Annotated in this window: 20 protein-coding genes; 11 read left to right on the top strand and 9 right to left on the bottom strand. The window is 56.9% G+C overall.

Annotated elements, in window-relative coordinates:
- Nucleotides 1-218: 218 nt before the first annotated feature.
- Both IQ273_RS20380 and IQ273_RS20375 read left to right on the top strand, forming a co-directional pair.
- Nucleotides 219-857, top strand: a complete 639-nt coding sequence (locus tag IQ273_RS20380) for a histidine phosphatase family protein (protein ID WP_194024995.1) — start codon at nt 219-221, stop codon at nt 855-857.
- An 8-nt stretch (nt 858-865) separates the two neighbouring features.
- Complete coding sequence (locus IQ273_RS20375; RefSeq protein WP_194024994.1) at nt 866-2,065, top strand: acetate kinase; 1,200 nt, start codon at nt 866-868, stop codon at nt 2,063-2,065.
- Nucleotides 2,066-2,214: 149 nt separating this feature from the next.
- On the opposite strand, the gene IQ273_RS20370 is transcribed toward IQ273_RS20375, so the two are convergent.
- From IQ273_RS20370 to IQ273_RS20355, 4 genes are all read right to left on the bottom strand, one after another.
- Nucleotides 2,215-3,312 (bottom strand): DUF362 domain-containing protein, encoded by a 1,098-nt coding sequence (locus IQ273_RS20370; protein ID WP_194024993.1) that lies wholly within the window; start codon nt 3,310-3,312, stop codon nt 2,215-2,217.
- A gap of 394 nt (nt 3,313-3,706) precedes the next feature.
- Nucleotides 3,707-4,495: a twin-arginine translocase subunit TatC gene (gene tatC / locus IQ273_RS20365; protein ID WP_194024992.1), complete on the bottom strand. Its 789-nt coding sequence runs from the start codon at nt 4,493-4,495 to the stop codon at nt 3,707-3,709.
- Between the two features lie 85 nt (nt 4,496-4,580).
- Nucleotides 4,581-5,483 (bottom strand): helix-turn-helix domain-containing protein, encoded by a 903-nt coding sequence (locus IQ273_RS20360; RefSeq protein ID WP_194024991.1) that lies wholly within the window; start codon nt 5,481-5,483, stop codon nt 4,581-4,583.
- 120 nt (nt 5,484-5,603) lie between these two features.
- Nucleotides 5,604-5,873 (bottom strand): YciI family protein, encoded by a 270-nt coding sequence (locus tag IQ273_RS20355; RefSeq protein ID WP_194024990.1) that lies wholly within the window; start codon nt 5,871-5,873, stop codon nt 5,604-5,606.
- Nucleotides 5,874-6,383: 510 nt separating this feature from the next.
- On the opposite strand from IQ273_RS20355, the gene IQ273_RS20350 reads away from it, so the two are divergent.
- From IQ273_RS20350 to IQ273_RS20335, 4 genes are all read left to right on the top strand, one after another.
- A complete protein-coding gene (locus IQ273_RS20350) occupies nt 6,384-6,701 on the top strand; it encodes a Mo-dependent nitrogenase C-terminal domain-containing protein (protein ID WP_194024989.1) in 318 nt (105 codons plus the stop codon).
- Between the two features lie 263 nt (nt 6,702-6,964).
- A complete protein-coding gene (tadA, locus tag IQ273_RS20345; protein WP_194024988.1) occupies nt 6,965-7,489 on the top strand; it encodes a tRNA adenosine(34) deaminase TadA in 525 nt (174 codons plus the stop codon).
- A 190-nt stretch (nt 7,490-7,679) separates the two neighbouring features.
- The gene (locus IQ273_RS20340; protein ID WP_194024987.1) at nt 7,680-8,477 is read left to right on the top strand and encodes a 1-acyl-sn-glycerol-3-phosphate acyltransferase; all 798 of its coding nucleotides are present in this window, start codon (nt 7,680-7,682) and stop codon (nt 8,475-8,477) included.
- A 161-nt stretch (nt 8,478-8,638) separates the two neighbouring features.
- A complete protein-coding gene (locus IQ273_RS20335; protein ID WP_194024997.1) occupies nt 8,639-9,562 on the top strand; it encodes an L-lactate dehydrogenase in 924 nt (307 codons plus the stop codon).
- A 19-nt stretch (nt 9,563-9,581) separates the two neighbouring features.
- On the opposite strand, the gene IQ273_RS20330 is transcribed toward IQ273_RS20335, so the two are convergent.
- The 3 genes from IQ273_RS20330 to IQ273_RS20320 all read right to left on the bottom strand — a co-directional run bounded on the left by IQ273_RS20330 (nt 9,582) and on the right by IQ273_RS20320 (nt 10,825).
- Nucleotides 9,582-9,863, bottom strand: a complete 282-nt coding sequence (locus IQ273_RS20330; RefSeq protein WP_194024986.1) for a TMEM165/GDT1 family protein — start codon at nt 9,861-9,863, stop codon at nt 9,582-9,584.
- Nucleotides 9,864-9,931: 68 nt separating this feature from the next.
- On the bottom strand, nt 9,932-10,273 hold the full coding sequence (locus tag IQ273_RS34900; RefSeq protein ID WP_397198300.1) for a TMEM165/GDT1 family protein: 342 nt from the start codon (nt 10,271-10,273) through the stop codon (nt 9,932-9,934).
- A 195-nt stretch (nt 10,274-10,468) separates the two neighbouring features.
- A complete protein-coding gene (locus IQ273_RS20320; RefSeq protein WP_194024985.1) occupies nt 10,469-10,825 on the bottom strand; it encodes a YkgJ family cysteine cluster protein in 357 nt (118 codons plus the stop codon).
- Between the two features lie 160 nt (nt 10,826-10,985).
- On the opposite strand from IQ273_RS20320, the gene psb30 reads away from it, so the two are divergent.
- Entirely contained in the window at nt 10,986-11,117 is a 132-nt protein-coding gene (psb30, locus tag IQ273_RS20315) for a photosystem II reaction center protein Ycf12/Psb30 (protein WP_194024984.1), read from the top strand.
- Between the two features lie 47 nt (nt 11,118-11,164).
- On the opposite strand, the gene ispD is transcribed toward psb30, so the two are convergent.
- Entirely contained in the window at nt 11,165-11,857 is a 693-nt protein-coding gene (ispD, locus tag IQ273_RS20310; RefSeq protein WP_194024983.1) for a 2-C-methyl-D-erythritol 4-phosphate cytidylyltransferase, read from the bottom strand.
- Nucleotides 11,858-12,023: 166 nt separating this feature from the next.
- Here ispD and IQ273_RS20305 point away from each other — a divergent pair, with 166 nt between their 5' ends.
- The 4 genes from IQ273_RS20305 to IQ273_RS20290 all read left to right on the top strand — a co-directional run bounded on the left by IQ273_RS20305 (nt 12,024) and on the right by IQ273_RS20290 (nt 15,206).
- Nucleotides 12,024-12,935 (top strand): glycosyltransferase family 9 protein, encoded by a 912-nt coding sequence (locus IQ273_RS20305; protein ID WP_194024982.1) that lies wholly within the window; start codon nt 12,024-12,026, stop codon nt 12,933-12,935.
- A 106-nt stretch (nt 12,936-13,041) separates the two neighbouring features.
- Nucleotides 13,042-13,572, top strand: a complete 531-nt coding sequence (locus IQ273_RS20300) for a hypothetical protein (protein ID WP_194024981.1) — start codon at nt 13,042-13,044, stop codon at nt 13,570-13,572.
- A gap of 200 nt (nt 13,573-13,772) precedes the next feature.
- Nucleotides 13,773-14,456, top strand: coding sequence for a ferritin-like domain-containing protein (locus tag IQ273_RS20295; protein ID WP_194024980.1), 684 nt, complete (start codon nt 13,773-13,775; stop codon nt 14,454-14,456).
- Between the two features lie 252 nt (nt 14,457-14,708).
- Nucleotides 14,709-15,206 (top strand): DNA-binding transcriptional regulator, encoded by a 498-nt coding sequence (locus IQ273_RS20290; protein WP_194024979.1) that lies wholly within the window; start codon nt 14,709-14,711, stop codon nt 15,204-15,206.
- A 252-nt stretch (nt 15,207-15,458) separates the two neighbouring features.
- Here IQ273_RS20290 and IQ273_RS20285 read toward each other — a convergent pair.
- On the bottom strand, nt 15,459-15,569 hold a 111-nt coding region (locus IQ273_RS20285), incomplete at its 5' end, for a transposase (protein ID WP_194021999.1).

Raw genomic sequence — 15,569 nt, 5'->3', positions numbered from 1 at the left:
GGGGTGGGTCAGTCGGGGCTAGCGGCGGAACATCACCCTATGCAGCTGATTACCTGCTGTAGCCGTTTTGAACCCACCCCGCCCTACGGGCACCCCTCCAAAGGAGGGGATGGCGCTATACCGAACTGAGGTTACCTAAGGGGGGATGCCAGCGATCGAGTCGGCAAGGACGATAGAAAGGCAATGATCGCCCGTTTTCCTTAACGTTTCTCTTCCCCATGTCTCTCAACCTCTACTTTCTGCGCCACGGCGAAACCGAATCGAGCCAGACCGGCACCTACTGCGGCCTGTCTAACCCGGAGCTGACCGACTCAGGCCTGGCCATGGCGCAGGCCTTTGCCGACAAATACCAGCGCCTACCCTGGCAGGCTATCTATGCCAGCCCGCTGCGGCGCACCGTAGTCACCGCTACCCCCATTTGCAAAGCAACGGGCCTGACGATGGAGCAGCGCGACGGGCTGAAGGAAATGTACTTTGGCGAATGGGAAGGCCAAACCCACGAGGAGGTGGAGCGCCGCTACAGCAAAGACTACGTTCGCTGGCTGGCCGAACCCGCCTGGAACCCGCCCACCGGAGGAGAAACGGGGGTACAGGTGGCCAGCCGCGCCGCCCTAGTAATTGCCGAAATTGAGGCCAACCACAGCTCCGGCAACGTGCTGATTGTGTCGCACAAGACCACGATTCGGCTGATTCTCTGCAATCTTTTGGGTATCGATAGCGGTCGGTACCGCGATCGCATCGAGCTGCCTGTTGCTTCGCTCAGTCTGGTCCGGTTCGACCAGCACGGGCCAATGCTGGCCAAACACGGCGATCGCTCCCATTTGCCCGAGGAGCTAGATTCGAGACCGGGTACCTAGCTGAAACCATGAAAATTCTCGTGCTCAATGCCGGATCGAGCAGCCACAAAAGCTGCTTGTTTGACCTCAGTCAGGGAGCCGAGAGCGCTGCGCCCCAACCACTCTGGCGCGCCGCCCTCGACTGGACCCATCAGCAGGACAAGGTAGAACTCTCCGCCAGCGGTGCAGGAGAATCGATTCAGCAGGTGCTGCCCGTTGCCGACAAAGCCGCAGGCCTTGAGGCAATGGTGAAAACGTTGGTAGACGGACCAACCCAGGTGTTAGAGAGCCTTTCAGCTATCGATGCTGTCGGCCACCGCGTGGTGCACGGCGGGCGCGAGTACATTGACAGCGTGCGCATTGACGATCAGGTTAAAGCCGCGATTCAGCGGCTGATTCCGCTGGCTCCGGCCCACAACCCGGCCAACCTCCAGGGCATTGAGGCGCTAGAGGGCATTTTGGGTAACGTGCCCCAGGTGGCCGTGTTCGATACCGCCTTTCATGCCCGCATGCCCGAGGCCGCCGCCACCTATCCCGGCCCCTACGCCTGGGTCGAGCAGGGCATTCGCCGCTACGGGTTCCACGGCATTAGCCACCAGTACGTGGCTCAACGGGCCGCCGATATGGTGGGAAGGAATATCGCTGACCTCAAGATTCTCACCTGTCACCTGGGCAATGGCTGCTCGCTGGCGGCGGTCAAGGGCGGCATTAGTATCGACACCACCATGGGCTTTACGCCGCTGGATGGGTTGATGATGGGCAGTCGCTCGGGCAGCGTGGACCCCGGCATTCTCATTTACCTGATGCGCCAGGGCTACAGCGCCGACCAGCTCGACCAACTGCTGAATAAAGAGTCTGGTCTGAAAGGGCTGTCGGGCCAGTCGAATGACATGCGATCGGTGACTGAGGCGATGGAGCAGGGTAATGCCCAGGCTCAGCTGGCCTTTGATACCTTTATTCATCGCCTGCGCCGCGACATGGGCGGAATGATCGCCAGCCTGGGCGGACTGGATGTGGTGGTCTTCACCGCTGGCATTGGCGAAAATAGCCCAATGGTGTGGCAGCAGGCCTGCGCACCGTTTGAGTTTTTGGGGCTGCGGCTCAAGGAAGACCTGAGCCGAGCTAAGGAGGATCAGGATATTGCCAATCAGGATTCTAGGGTGCGATCGCTGGTGATTCATACCCAGGAAGAATGGGCGATCGCCCAAGCCTGCCTTTCGCTCCTCTAGTACTCGAAGGCTGAAATATATCCACCGTTTTGGCGCGCTTGGCTCCCTAGCTCCCCTGCTCCCTAGCCTGCAGAAATAGTCCCTAAACTTCCGCCTCAGAGTACTAGCTCCCGCTACACAACTCGCGGAAGAAAAGAAATTTCAGCAGACTAGGTTAGAAACTGGCGAATCTCGTCCGCCATCTGGGCGCTGGCTCCATCCGCCGTCACCAGTTCAATCTGGGCGGGTTGGGTCGCGCCCAAGCCGAGATCCGCCGCTCGGCGAATCTGCGCCTGCTGCCAAATCGACCCGCTCGACACGTCGCGCGTTGTACCCAGCTTTCGCAGCAGGGCAATGCCGATTGCATCAATGGCAATGCGATCGGTGCTGGCCAGCATAACGCCTGCCCGTACTTTTTGCCCCTGCTCGGGACCGCCGCCCACAAAGGCATCGACCCCATCCACCACCACCAGGGCCGGGCGATAGGCGCGGTTGACTTCGGCAATCATTAGCCGCTGATTGGCCGAGCGGTGCAGCTCGCGCATGTAGTCGTGCCCATCGCCCGGCACCCGGCGAGCCACCATGCCAATTGAGTTTTTCAGCGACAGGGTAAAGTGACCACCAAAGCGGTGGGTCTTGAGGCAGCAGACGTTGACGATCGCATCGGCATTGAGAATGGGGCGGGCGATCGCAAACCCCTGCGACCAGTTGGTGCCTGCCGCCTCAAAATATTGCCAGTCGTCGCGGCCCAGGTCGTCAAAGACGAGGGCGTTAAAGCCATAGCGCTCAGCCAGGGCAAACACTTGCTGCTGGGTCATCGCGGCACGGGTGGCGGCCATACCCGAGCGATCGCCCACTGTAATAGCCGTGGCCCCAGCCTGCTGAATCTCCTGCACCAGGGTTTCTAGCACCACTGGGTCGGTGGAGGCCGGGGCCGGATCGCCAGTATTGTAGTTGGGCTTGATGAAAACAGTCTTGCCGCTGAAGCTGGGGGGGTTCAGCAGGGCGATCGCCTGACGCACTCCGGCAGCCCGGTCGGTCGTTTTGACCAGCGCCACCCGATGGGGGCTGAGGCTAGCGGCGGCCAGCGGCGTAGCTTCAGCCATATCCATAGGCAGCGCCGATAGCGCCGGTCCCAGGCGGCTTGAAAAGCCCATCTGTGTGCCAAAGGCCCGCAGGGATGCGGGCAACGCAGCCGCCCCTGCTAAAAGACCAAAATATTTGAGCACGTCACGGCGCGACTCGGGCTTGGGTCGTTGCGTTGACATGGCAACCCCTGGGGCAGAACTACGTTGATTCATTATAAGAATCTTCAGCCGTCGATAGCTTTATGCCTCAAGGGTCTAGCACGGTTGTGCCCCTATTTCTGCACCCCCGCCCTTAGCCATACAACATACATAAACAGCTTTTTCACTGCTCGAATTTGCCACCCTTTGGGCAGGGCCAAAGCTGTTTGGCAATGAGGTGCTGCTGCTTGCAGCGCTGATTGTGGACGCGGTATCGCTGGTGATTCATACTCAGGAAGAAGGGGCGATCGCCCCAGCCTGCCTTGTCGGCACTGGACGGCTAAAGTGGGACGTTTAAAGCCACGGGAATGGCGAGAGCTAGCGGGTTTAGGGTTCAAAGCTGCACCTCACCCTAAACCCCAAGCCGGTTAAGCCGTTATCGACCGATCGCCTTGACCAGCCCAATGCCGCCAAAGTAGAGAAACAGCACCGCCCCCGCCAGCAGGCTCTGGGTCACCGGATCGGTCGAGGGGGTCAGTACGGCCCCCAGTACAGCTGCTCCTAGCAGCACGTAGCGCCAACCCTTAATCATTTGCTCAGAGTTGACAATGCCCAGCAGCCCCAGCAGCATCTGCAAAATTGGAATTTGAAAGGCTAGCCCGGTACTAAACAGCAGCAGCAGCACAAACTCAAAGTAGCGATCGATCGACCACAGCTGCTCGACCACATCGGCCCCGTAGCTAATAAAGAAATTGAGCGCTGCCGGAATCAGGGCTACGTAGGCAAACAGCAGCCCCGCAAAAAACAGCACGCTCGACCCCAGCACTAGCGGCCCGATCAGCCGTCGCTCGCGGCGGGTCAGTCCGGGCAGCACAAACAGCACAATCTGGTAAAGAATAAACGGGCTGGCTGCCACCAATCCGCTGTAGCCCGCCACCTTAAAGGAGACAAAAAAGTACTCCCCCGGTGATAGCTGCAAAAATTTGACCCCCTGGGCCGGTACCTCCAGCAGGGCCACAATGGGCTTCACCTGCCAAAAGCAAGCCACAATGGCCAGCACCACTGCAATCAGGCTGTAAAAAATGCGCCGTCGCAGTTCTTCCAGATGGTCAAACAGCGACATCTCGACATCGTAGGGAACATCGTCGAGGTCAACCGCCGGGTTGGCAGCGGCACCGGAAGCCGTCTGGGTAGCGGCGGTCTCAAGCTCGGTGGGCGGTGTCATAGGTCGAGCGGTTGAACAGTAGGAGGGTCGCTTCTATTGTAGGCCCATAATTTAGGGGTATTGGTGCTCAGGGCTAAAGCAATACTCAGGGTGATTCAACCGTTTCCAGGTCAGAATCAGGGGTTAGGGTTAGCGTTCTAACCATCCCAGCGTTGCCCAATACCACGGCCCGATCGCCATTTACCGACAGCTCTACCCCGCCCGCGTTGCCGGTTCTAAAGACCAGGCTACTCTGGGCAGTCCAGGTTTCTTCAAAGCCACTCTCGGCAATGCCTTCATAGACATTTTCACCGTCGGCGACAACGCTCAGCCAGGCGCGATCGCTCAAATTAGCGCTCACTACCACGGGGGCCTCTTGAGGCGCGCTGGGGCTATCGTCCAAAGCTTCTAAGGATTCAGCTGCGGTGTCAGCATCGGCATTGTCAGGATCGAGAACTGGTGCATCAGCAGTCGGTTCAGGCGCATCGATCGCAGGTTCAGCCCCTAGATCGCCAGCCCGAGAGGTAGCGCTATCACGACCAAACAGGCCCCAGGCCCCCAGGCCCAGGACCAGCGCCAGCGCCCCCAGGCTCAGCAGCAGCGGCAGCGGCGATCGTGGTAAAGAACGATCTATAGGAATGGCTGAAGCTTTCTCTGCAACCTGCGGGCTGGGGCGAGGCTCTGGTTGTGATACAGCACCGTTGCTATCGGCCCGCTCGACTAGCTCTGGGGTGGGCATTACGTCGACTGGCGTTACCCGAAATTCTTTAGAAATAGTCTGGCCATCTAAGCCCAGGGCTTCGGCGTAGCGGCGAATAAATCCCTGAATAAAAACGGGTTCAGGTAGTGCAGCGTCTTGCCCAGACTCCAGTGCCTGTAGCAGGGCTGGGCGGATAAAGATCTGATTGGCCAGCGTATCAATGGACAACCCCTGCTCTTGTCGCACCTGGCGCAGATACGCCCCGATGCTCTGGAGCTGCTCGACTTGGGTAGGAGCTAACTTAGCCACGGCACCTCACTGAACCACGCTACTGGGGAACTATGCCCTGGGCGATGAACCCGAACGAAGCTATTCTAATGGGAAATGGTCGCCAGCGTAGCCCAACGGCTGGGAAAACCTCTGTGCTCCTCAAAACACCTGGTTCCAGGCGTAGACCTCGTAGCCCGTCCAAATGCCATTTTGCCAGTAGGGGTCGCTCTCTACGAGCTGGCGCACCGCCGCCTCGCTTTCGGCCTCGTAGATGCCAAACACTTTGGTGTTATCGACGGTGGGGCCAAGGGCGACCAGCGCACCGCTGTCTTTTTGCTGCTGCAACCCCTGCAGATGCTCTGCTCGGTAGGGGGCACGCTTTTCGAGCACGTTCTCGCAGTAAGTGCCCCACATTACATATTTAGCCATTGATTCTTATGCCATCAACTCAATCACCGCTGATGGTATCAGATTGAGCATTGAGTAGCGTTCTATACAAAAAAACGATTCCTGGCGCGATGATATTGGGTATTTCTGCCCGGTTGCAAAAGTGTCATGGCTTTTACGCAAAAAGCCAGGCCTGCTTGAAATAATTAACTACAGGCAGGATCGGTAAAACTACTTGAAAATAGTGCCTAGAGGAACGCGCCAGAGGAAGCCCTTGATGCCTTACGACCCATATATCACAGACCTTTCCGGAATTTTATCTCAGTCTGTTGAAGGTTCTCTTTACTGGAGCTTTAGTTGAAAAGAAGAGAGCTTTGCTGATGCTTTACCTGATGTCTGAGGGAATTCTTTAGCTTGAGCAAAGGCTTCACTAAGGTCTTTTGTTGTCTCTATGTTCCTCTGGTCAAGTATTGAGTTTTTATGTCAAGTCCAGCTCAATGCTTGATGTTTTCTCAGACAGTCTCAATTGTTGGACTTGCGAGAGGTTTAATTATGAAACGCTTGATGTCTACTCTCAGTCAGAATCTCCGCGCTACAGGTCGCACTCTAAATTTAGATCTGTTTCGGCCGCTACGTCAGTGGGTTAGCCACCTGCGAGTTGAAACGCCACGTCGAGCCCGTAAGGTAGCCGAACTCATTCCGGCCCAGTGCCCCTTTGAGCGCGATATCGTGCTGTGCGGTCACTCTGTTGCCCACATTCCACCCCTGTGCAAGCTCAACCCCCTCTACAACGAACTGGTCGAGCTGCGGTTTCGGGCTCTGTGCTACCTGGCCGACGAGTGCGGCGAAGACATTTCGGCTTACATTTGATTTCGGGTTCTGTTTGCGCACGTGTAGTTTAGATGGGTAGATGGGCGTTTGCTCGGTTACTTGCTACCTGCGCTATCTCTCCTACTGACAAAGCCGCGCCTGGGTAGCGTGGCTGATCTTAGGTTTTCGACAGTTTAGGTGGCTCCTGACCGCTGGCTAATGCCACTTTCCTAGCCTTTGTGATCGGCCCAACCTGTTGTCTTACTGTAAATAATCTGGCTAGATTGAATAGTCTGGCCAGATTATTTTGATTTGCCCCCGCTATGCCCTACGAGATGCCCCCGCCTACCCTGGAGGATGAGCTAGATCTGCGCCACCGTCGCTGGATGCTGCGGGCGCTAGAACTGGCAGACCTGGCGGGGAGCGCAGGCGATGTGCCCGTGGGTGCCGTGGTGATTGGCCCTGGCGACGTGGTGCTGGCGGAAGCGGGCAATCGCCGCGAGCAAGATCAAGACCCCACCGCCCACGCCGAGGTGCTGGCGTTGCGAGAGGCGGCCCGCCAGTTGGGCAACTGGCATCTCAACGAGTGCACGCTCTACGTCACGCTAGAGCCTTGCCCGATGTGCGCTGGGGCAATTGTTTTGAGTCGGCTGGGGCTGCTAGTGTATGGTACAGCCGACCCCAAATCTGGAGCGGTGCGATCGGTTCTGAACCTGCCCGATGCCCCTTCGTCAAACCATCGGTTGCCGGTTGTGACTGGTATTTTGGCCGAACCGTGCCGCGAGCAGCTGCAGCGGTGGTTTCAGCAGCGTCGCCAAGCGCAGCGTCGCAAAACCCTTTCACCATGACACCGGCTGAACTGTCCTGCTCTGGGTTCGCGTCTAGAGGCAGGGGCTATAGGGTGGTGATATAGACCAGGGCCAGCCCCCTTTTGTTTCCGGCTGTAGGCTGTAAGGCCACCAAACCGGGCACACTGGGGAGACCTGGTATCGGCACTATAGGGTTTAGCTGACCATGGCTTCTGCAATCCGCCTTCCTATGAAATCGTCTGAGTTCTCTGAATCGTCTGCTGCCGAATCGAAGGGGGGCGCGATGGCCTCCGAGAGCGGGCCTTTGCCCACTGCACCTGTGCGATCGCGCTGTTCGCCCGTGCTGACCCCGCTGGCCTATTTTCTGGGTCAGCACCTGGTGGTGCCCGCTTACTTTAGCGCTATCACCATTACTGGCCAAGATCGGGTGCCCACCGCAGGCCCGGTTATTTTGGCTCCCACCCATCGGGCTCGCTGGGACTCTATTTTGCTGCCCTTTGCCACTGGCCGACATGTCACCGGGCGGGACCTGCGCTTTATGGTCACCGCCGATGAGGTCAAAGGCCTGCAGGGCTGGTTTATTCGCCGGTTGGGGGGCTTTGCGGTCAATGTGCGGCGGCCCACGGTGGCCAGCTTGCGCTACGGCATTGACCTGTTGATAGAGGGCGAAATGCTGGTGATCTACCCTGAGGGTGGTATTCGCCGCGATGACCGCGTCCACGGGCTAAAGCCCGGTCTAGCCCGGCTGGCGGTGCAGGCCGAGGCCGCTGAATCGGGCCTGGGGTTGCAGGTTTTACCTGTAGATATTTCCTACGGCGAGGCCTACCCAAACTGGCGCTGCCCAGCCCAGATTCACATTGGCGAACCCCTGCTGGTGCAGGGCTATCTCAAGGGGCAAGATACTCCCGAGGTGCTTAAGGCTGGGGCGCAGCAGCTAACCAAAGACCTCCAGGCCCAGCTAGAGGCAATGGTGGCTAGCCGACAGGCGATCGTCGCCGCTGACCCATCTCTACCGGCTCAAAACTAACCCGTCCAGTTGTGCCCCCGATTGACGTGCCAACTACAGGACAATTGGCTAGCACCGTGGTTTATTAAAGGCATTGGCCCCGTAAACCAGGATGTCTTATGTTTGATAGCCTTTTTGCCACCAATCCGCTGCCCAATCTGCACGTCGACCCGCTGAGACCGCTGAAGGGGGTGATTGTGGGGGCGGGGCAGGTAGGCTTGGCCTGTGCCTACGCCATGATGATTCAAAACGTGCTGGATGAACTGGTTCTCGTAGACATCAATCAGGAAAAGCTGATTGGCGAGGTGATGGATCTAGAGCAGGGCATGTCGTTTGTAGAACCCACAGCCATTACGGCTGGCACCATGGCCGATGGGGCCGGGGCCGATGTGGTGATTATCACGGCCGGGGCGGCCCAGAAGGAAGGAGAAACCCGCCTAGATCTGGTGCAAAAGAACGTCGAAATTCTCAAGCACCTGATCCCCGACATTGTGGCCCACTGCCCGGAAGCCATTTTGCTGCTGGTGTCTAACCCGGTTGATGTGCTGACCTATGCGGCCTGGAAACTGTCAGGGCTACCCAAGGCGCGCGTTTTTGGCTCGGGTACCGTGCTGGATACAGGGCGGTTTCGGTACCTACTATCCCGGCGGTTGGGGATTGATCCGCGCAGCCTGCATGCCTATATCATTGGCGAGCACGGTGACAGCGAGGTGCCTTTTTGGAGCCATGCCAATGTCTGCGGCACCCCTCTCTACTACGAGGGAATGCCCGCCGCCGAGCGCGAGGCGATGGATGAGATTTTTCAGCAGACCAAAAATGCCGCCTACGAAATCATTCAGCGCAAGGGCTATACCAACTACGCCGTGGGTTTGGCCGTCACCCAAATTGTGCAGTCGATTATTCGCGACCAAAACCGGGTGCTAACGGTGAGCTGCGTTATGGATGAAATTTTTGGCGTTAGTGATGTATGTCTGAGCGTGCCTGCGGTGGTGGGACGCTTCGGCGTAACCCGGCGGCTGAACCTCTCGCTGAGTCAGCATGAACAGGAGCTTTTGCAGCACTCAGCGCAGACGCTGCATGATGTGATCGATCGCATCCAGTTTTAGGTCAGGCGCTCAAAATAACCTAGTCAGCGTTTTCCCCCGGCCACAGCAGCCTGACGGCCAGCAGGGCAAACCCGATCGCCGCTACGGCCTTGACTAGGCGCTCGGGCAAAATCTGGGCGGTGCCTTCTCCAATGATCACTCCGAGCAGGCTGGCCAGTAGGAGAGCGGCAGCGGTGCCGAAGAATACGGCGCGGGGAGAATTGGAGCTACCTCCGAGGGCGATCGCAGCCAGCTGACTTTTATCTCCCAATTCTGAGATAAATACAGTGGTAAAGCTGAGGGCGAGAAGGTTCCAATCCATAGGTAGATAAGTGGATGGGTGGGGAGATGAGTGGGTGGAGAGAGTGAGGAGATGAGGGCGACCAGGGGCTAGAGGTGAACAATATCCCAGAGGAGCCAGACGGTGATGCCCAGCAGCATGGCCCCAGCAGCGGTGTCGAGAGTGGCGGGGGGCACGCGGCGGGCCAACCACTGCCCCAGCAGCACGCCAATCAAGCTGGTGGTGACTAGAGCGGTGCCAGCGCCCAAAAAGACGACCAGGGGTGCCTGAGATTGGGCACTCATGAGCAGCGTAGCGACCTGGGTTTTGTCGCCCAGCTCAGCCAAAAAAATAGTGATAAAGGTGGAGCCAAAAATCCGCCAAAACGCGGCTCGACTGATGGTTTCAGCGGGCTTAGCCTCGGTGGTAGGCTGGGAAGCAGGGCTGGAGATAGACACAATAACAATAAGCGGCAGGTCAGTTTAGACAGTCAATTCAGCCGGGTTCGATCAAGCCAGGTAAAACCCGCTGAGTGCCGCCGGATATTTCATAATGCTTTCATTATCTGCAAGCGGCCACAAAATCGCAACCCGCAGCCGCCAAAGCGACCTTCCTTCACTCATCCACCCATCCACCCATCCACCCACCTACTCCTCCACCCCAACCGCCCGGTTAAATCGCTCCATTTCACCACTCTCGTCGCCGTAAATATCGGCGATGTGCTCCTGGCAGCAGTCGATGGCGAAGTCGTCTAGCTCGTCGCTGGCGACGCCAAACATGGTCTCAAAGGTGCTAAACGTCACCCGGCAAAAGGCAGGCCGGTCGGGATAGATGGTGCAGATGCGATCGCTTTGATCATAGTTAACGCACCAGCCGTCTTCACCTACCATGCTGAGATACAGCGCCAGCTGGTCGGGATCTAAGTATGACTCCAGGTCGGGGCGCTCGTCGGGGGCCAAGAAGCAGCACGCTCCGCAAAATTTCACACATTGCCAGGTGGTCATCGATTTCTCCTCGGGCTATATCTGGCCCAGCATTTCGACGACAGCGGGAGCTGCCTTAGAATTTTGTTAAGTTATCTAAAATGAGTGCCGCGTTAGCAGGTAAAATAAGCACCGAAAGCAAGTCTTACTTTAGTCTAATCGCCTTGTGTTGGGAGGATCCATGAGCTTTCTGAGCAATATTTTAAGCAATATTAACTTTGAGCTAATTGCCCAGTTAACGATGCTCGGTATGATCGTTATTGCTGGGCCAGTGATTGTGTTTCTGCTGTATCTACGCGGTGGTGACCTCTAAAGTCTTTGGGCCAAGGCCTCAAAGCTTGTCCATAAGCAGCGTCTAGGCTAGCCTAGACGCTGCTTTAGTATAAATTTTGCGATCGCCAAATCCATGGGCGTCGTTACCTTGAGGTTGGTTTCTTCGCCGGGTACGACCAGCACTGGTAGTTCGCTCTTCTCAAACAGAGCGGCATCGTCGGTGACGCTCCAGCCCAGCTCAATACCCTGGTGATGGCATTTTTTAAGCAGGGCGACATCAAACCCTTGGGGGGTTTGGGCTGCCCACAGGCGCTGGCGATCGGGGGTGGTCTCGATACGCTGATCGGCGTCTACCACTTTGATGGTGTCTTTGACCGGCACCGCCGCCACCAGGCCGGGGCAGGTGTCTAGGGCCGCAGCGCAGCGGTTGAATAGGTCTGGGGTGGCCAGGCAGCGTGCCCCGTCGTGGATAAGCACCCGAGTAGCCTCTGGGGGCAGGCTTTGCAGGCCGTTGTAGACCGACTGCTGCCGGGTGTCGCCGCCGGTAATGAGGTGGATGGGCTTGGCCAGGTGCAGTGCCTCTGCAATGGCGGCGAGGAAGGGGCGATCGCCCGCCTGACAGACTAGCCCAATCCAAACAACGGCCTCGGCTTGGTCGGCAGCCTGTAGCGTCCAGGCAATGATGGGCTGGCCGAGTAGATCTAGCAAAACCTTGTTGCGATCGGCCCCCATGCGGCGACCGCTACCAGCGGCGGGGATGAGCAGATGAACAGGTGTCATAGCGGTAGTGAGGTTAAGGGAAATCGGGAATAATTATCCCCTTTGGTGAAATTTAATGCATTTTGTCAGCTAGATATCCCTTAAACCTTGACCAGGTTCCATTACAATAGCTTGCGAACAGGCATGGACGTAATGTATGCGGGTACTGGCTCTTGTTCCAGGGGAAATGGAGACTCAACTGAGTTTCTTTCCGGTGATCAGTCAAATCAAGAATAGCTTTGAAAACGCCGAGGTTTCTGTGGTCGCGGCTCCCAGCGCCACGGCGATTTATCAGCTTTCCAAGGGGGTTGCCGAGGTTGTGCCCTATAACTTTGCGGCTCCCAATAGCCCTGCCGATTGGGCCAACCTGCTCGGTATCGTGCGCGATCGCGAGTTTGATGTGGCCTTCACCCTCACCAACTCCTGGTCGATTGCCCTGCTGCTGTGGCTGAGCGGGGTGCCCACTCGTCTGGGCTATAGCGGTGCTGCCAACGACTTGCTGCTCACCGCTACGGTGCCTCGCGCCACCGGGGCGGGCCACTATAGCGATCTGCTCGGGCTAATCAAGGTGACCAGTCCCCTCCCTGCCCTCGCGGTGAACGTGCCCCGTGGCGACCTTACCACCGTTGAGTCTATGCGCCAGGGAACGGGGCTTGAGAACGGCTACGTATTGGTCTACCCTGGCCCTACCTCTAGCGGTACCACCTACCCCACCGATAGCTGGGTTGTCATTCTCAAAGATTTTCAGCAGCGCCAGCCGGGTATGCCCCTGGCCCTGTTGCAAATCGACGGTGCCGCGCCCCAGGCCGCCGAACTCGCCAGTGCTCTACCCGATCTCAAGATTTTGCGGCCCGAAACCCCAGGCCAGGCGGCGTCGATGGTGGCTGCCGCTAACCTGCTGGTGGCGGTAGCAGGCTATCCGCTGGGGCTGGCGAACGCCCTCAACGTCTATGCCGTTGGGCTGCTTTCAAATAGTGATACCGCACTGCCGGGCAGTGCCGAGGGCGATCGCCTAGTCACCCTGACTTCGGCCACGGCCTCCCTAGCCGATATTACCCCTGACCAGGTACTTAAAAAAATCTGGAGCGAAGAAGCTTAGCCTGGCATTGTCCTACCCATAGCCGCATGACTGTTCCGTAAACCCTTGGCTACTATCTAAATGCAAGGCCGTCATTACCCGCCCAGCCATTGGAGAATTGACACCTATGGACACGATTAAAGAACAGGCTAACGTTGTTAGCCAGCTATTATTTTCTGCCGATACCGGCGGCATCTATAAAAAAGCTCTCACCCGCACCTGGGACATTCTGCGCGAAGTCGGCGTTTTGCTGTGGCTAGTCATCTGCCTAACCTTTGTTGGCGGTGAGTGGTTTTATCGCACCGCCGTGGGCCTGGGCCGCAGCACCCGCGCCTGGTACACCGGCCTCAGTGAAAAAGACCCCGCTGCCGATGCCCAGCCGATCACCTCCACCGGCAAAGCTCTGCTCGATACTGTTCAATCAGGTACATCCTACCTGTTAACCCAGGCTCGCCAGCAGTTGGGCATTCCAACCCCAGAACCTCTGGTCTCCGCTGCTCCTCCGGCTCCGGCAGCCCCTCCTGCTCCCCCACCAGTTGAGCCTCCGACCCCAAGTGGTCCGCCAGCCCCCGCTGAGCCTCTAACTCCCGTTGAATCGCCATCCCCGGTGGCAACGATAAGCGCTGACATGGAAGATGACGAGGATGACTTAGCCTAGGGGCTTGGTGATTCGGCTAGTTTCAACCAGTCTGGTGTGATAGTTGGGTCTGTTGCCGTCCCCAACGTCCTTTGTATAAGCATTAAGCCGTAGTGACATAGGTTGCTGCGGCTTAATGTTTGGCACGGTTGGTTGGGCGCACAGACCGCCAGAAGTTTCTACAATAGCTACTAGGATCCATTACCCAACTACCCCCAGCCATGCTCCAGCACGTTCTGTTTATTGGCTTTAGCGCTATTTACTACAGCCAGAGCGCCGCTAATCCCCAGCGGCGGCCCCATCTGTTTGCTTCATTGGCCCTGCAAGAGGCCGAAGGCAGCCGTACCGTCGCCCACATTCGCTCTGCCAAAGCGACCGAAATTCCGGTCTGGCTTGACGAGCAAATGCAGCGCCATATTAGCGACGAGGTTCGCCATGCCCAAATTTTTACCAAAGCCGTCGAGCGAGAGGGCTACTTTATTGATTTAGACGGTGAAGCGGCTCAGCAGTCGCTCTCTAGCGTAGGCGAAGCGTCAATGCGGCGTTACCACCAGGTTGATGATCTGGCGGTAGCCCCCTTGCCCGACCTGCTGGCTAGCGTGCTGCTAGCCGAGGAGCTAGGGGTGCGTGGCTTTCGCTGCATTCTCAAGGCTCTGCCCGACCAACTCACCGCTACACGGGCCGCTATCGAGTCGGTACTGCAGGACGAAGAACGTCATGTGCGCTATCTCAGCGATGCTCTGCACTATTTTCGATCTACCGCTGTAGTCGATGCCTATCGCCGCGATATTGAGTCGAAGATGTTCAATGACTTGGGCAAGGTATTGGATTTTATGACCAAACCTGCTACTGAACGCCCCAGCCTGGTAAAACCCGGTCAAAAGCCAGAACTATCGCTGGTGTAATGAATGAATTGTTTACAGAGATGCGGGTATTTCTGTAAACAATTCCAAAGTGAGAGAAGCCAACTATTTTCAGGCATTATAGGGAGTCAAGTGTTTTGCCTCTGTAGGTACCCCCTAAATGCCCTTCACTCACGTAATAGCAGCGGTTGGTCAATAGGTTGGCCAACACCTTAGAGCAATCAGGTTTTGATATCCAGCTATGCTTAGACTTTGTGTTTCCGCCTGTTTCACTAGGGTCTAGTCAATCCTTCCATGAGCATCAAACCCGGCAGCAAGTACTATCCACTGTTTGAGCATTTGCAAGGCTGTAAGCAAGTAGCAGTCACACTAACCTTTGCTGAAATTGAAGCCTTGATGGGACGCTCGCTGCCTGCCTCAGCATTTAAAAAGAAACACTGGTGGAGTAACCGTGGCAGCATCATCGCCCTTCAGGGGGCAGCCTGGATTGACGCAGGCTATCAGGTTAAGGCGGTTGACTTAGCCCAGCAAACCGTTACCTTTCAAACCTTCCAGGCCACCTACAACGTTCAGGTAAAGGATGGGGAAATTGACTGGAGCGGCCATGCGATTAAAGCGCTAAGACTGTATAAGGGGCTAAGCCAGCAGCAATTTGCCAGTGAGTTAGGTGTGCGTCGAGAAACCGTGAGCGAATGGGAAAACAGCCGGTACGAACCCGATCGCTCTAAACGAAAGTTTTTGAACATTATCGCCAAACAAGCGAACTTTGGTGATCCATCAGCCAACCCATAAGCTGGTATTGGCTTTTTGTGCACTCAGCCCATATGGCACTTGCAGGCGATCGGGCGTACCCCTGACGCCAGACCAGTGCCTATCGGGATGGTGCGAGCGATTTTAGGGTAAGCCTGCGGTCAAATACCCTCGCCGTAACGAATCTAGCTGATCAGGTCAACTAGGTAAGGTTTTATTCTTATTTCTTGGATAGGTCAATTTTTAAAGAATATGCTGCTGCTGTTCGAAAAATAGTTGGCTCTCCTGGGATCACTATGCAGCGGTTGGAGAAAAATGCCAGCAGATTAGGCATCGGAGGCGGAATCGCTCAAAATTAGTGAATCCGTAGCCAGAGCGCTTAATCAACTTCAAACGCGTGTTGAT

Source organism: Nodosilinea sp. LEGE 07298, from assembly GCF_015207265.1.
GTDB lineage: Bacteria > Cyanobacteriota > Cyanobacteriia > Phormidesmidales > Phormidesmidaceae > Nodosilinea.
Note: the sequence above shows the minus strand (reverse complement) of the source record. Positions and strands in the feature narration are given on the sequence as shown.

Coding starts and splice junctions, on each gene's coding strand:
- IQ273_RS20380 (WP_194024995.1), top strand. CDS start 219: ATGTCTCTCAACCTCTACTTTCTGCGCCACGGCGAAACCGAATCGAGC.
- IQ273_RS20375 (WP_194024994.1), top strand. CDS start 866: ATGAAAATTCTCGTGCTCAATGCCGGATCGAGCAGCCACAAAAGCTGC.
- IQ273_RS20370 (WP_194024993.1), bottom strand. CDS start 3,312: ATGTCAACGCAACGACCCAAGCCCGAGTCGCGCCGTGACGTGCTCAAA.
- tatC (WP_194024992.1), bottom strand. CDS start 4,495: ATGACACCGCCCACCGAGCTTGAGACCGCCGCTACCCAGACGGCTTCC.
- IQ273_RS20355 (WP_194024990.1), bottom strand. CDS start 5,873: ATGGCTAAATATGTAATGTGGGGCACTTACTGCGAGAACGTGCTCGAA.
- IQ273_RS20350 (WP_194024989.1), top strand. CDS start 6,384: ATGAAACGCTTGATGTCTACTCTCAGTCAGAATCTCCGCGCTACAGGT.
- tadA (WP_194024988.1), top strand. CDS start 6,965: ATGCCCTACGAGATGCCCCCGCCTACCCTGGAGGATGAGCTAGATCTG.
- IQ273_RS20340 (WP_194024987.1), top strand. CDS start 7,680: ATGAAATCGTCTGAGTTCTCTGAATCGTCTGCTGCCGAATCGAAGGGG.
- IQ273_RS20330 (WP_194024986.1), bottom strand. CDS start 9,863: ATGGATTGGAACCTTCTCGCCCTCAGCTTTACCACTGTATTTATCTCA.
- IQ273_RS20320 (WP_194024985.1), bottom strand. CDS start 10,825: ATGACCACCTGGCAATGTGTGAAATTTTGCGGAGCGTGCTGCTTCTTG.
- psb30 (WP_194024984.1), top strand. CDS start 10,986: ATGAGCTTTCTGAGCAATATTTTAAGCAATATTAACTTTGAGCTAATT.
- ispD (WP_194024983.1), bottom strand. CDS start 11,857: ATGACACCTGTTCATCTGCTCATCCCCGCCGCTGGTAGCGGTCGCCGC.
- IQ273_RS20305 (WP_194024982.1), top strand. CDS start 12,024: ATGGAGACTCAACTGAGTTTCTTTCCGGTGATCAGTCAAATCAAGAAT.
- IQ273_RS20300 (WP_194024981.1), top strand. CDS start 13,042: ATGGACACGATTAAAGAACAGGCTAACGTTGTTAGCCAGCTATTATTT.
- IQ273_RS20295 (WP_194024980.1), top strand. CDS start 13,773: ATGCTCCAGCACGTTCTGTTTATTGGCTTTAGCGCTATTTACTACAGC.
- IQ273_RS20290 (WP_194024979.1), top strand. CDS start 14,709: ATGAGCATCAAACCCGGCAGCAAGTACTATCCACTGTTTGAGCATTTG.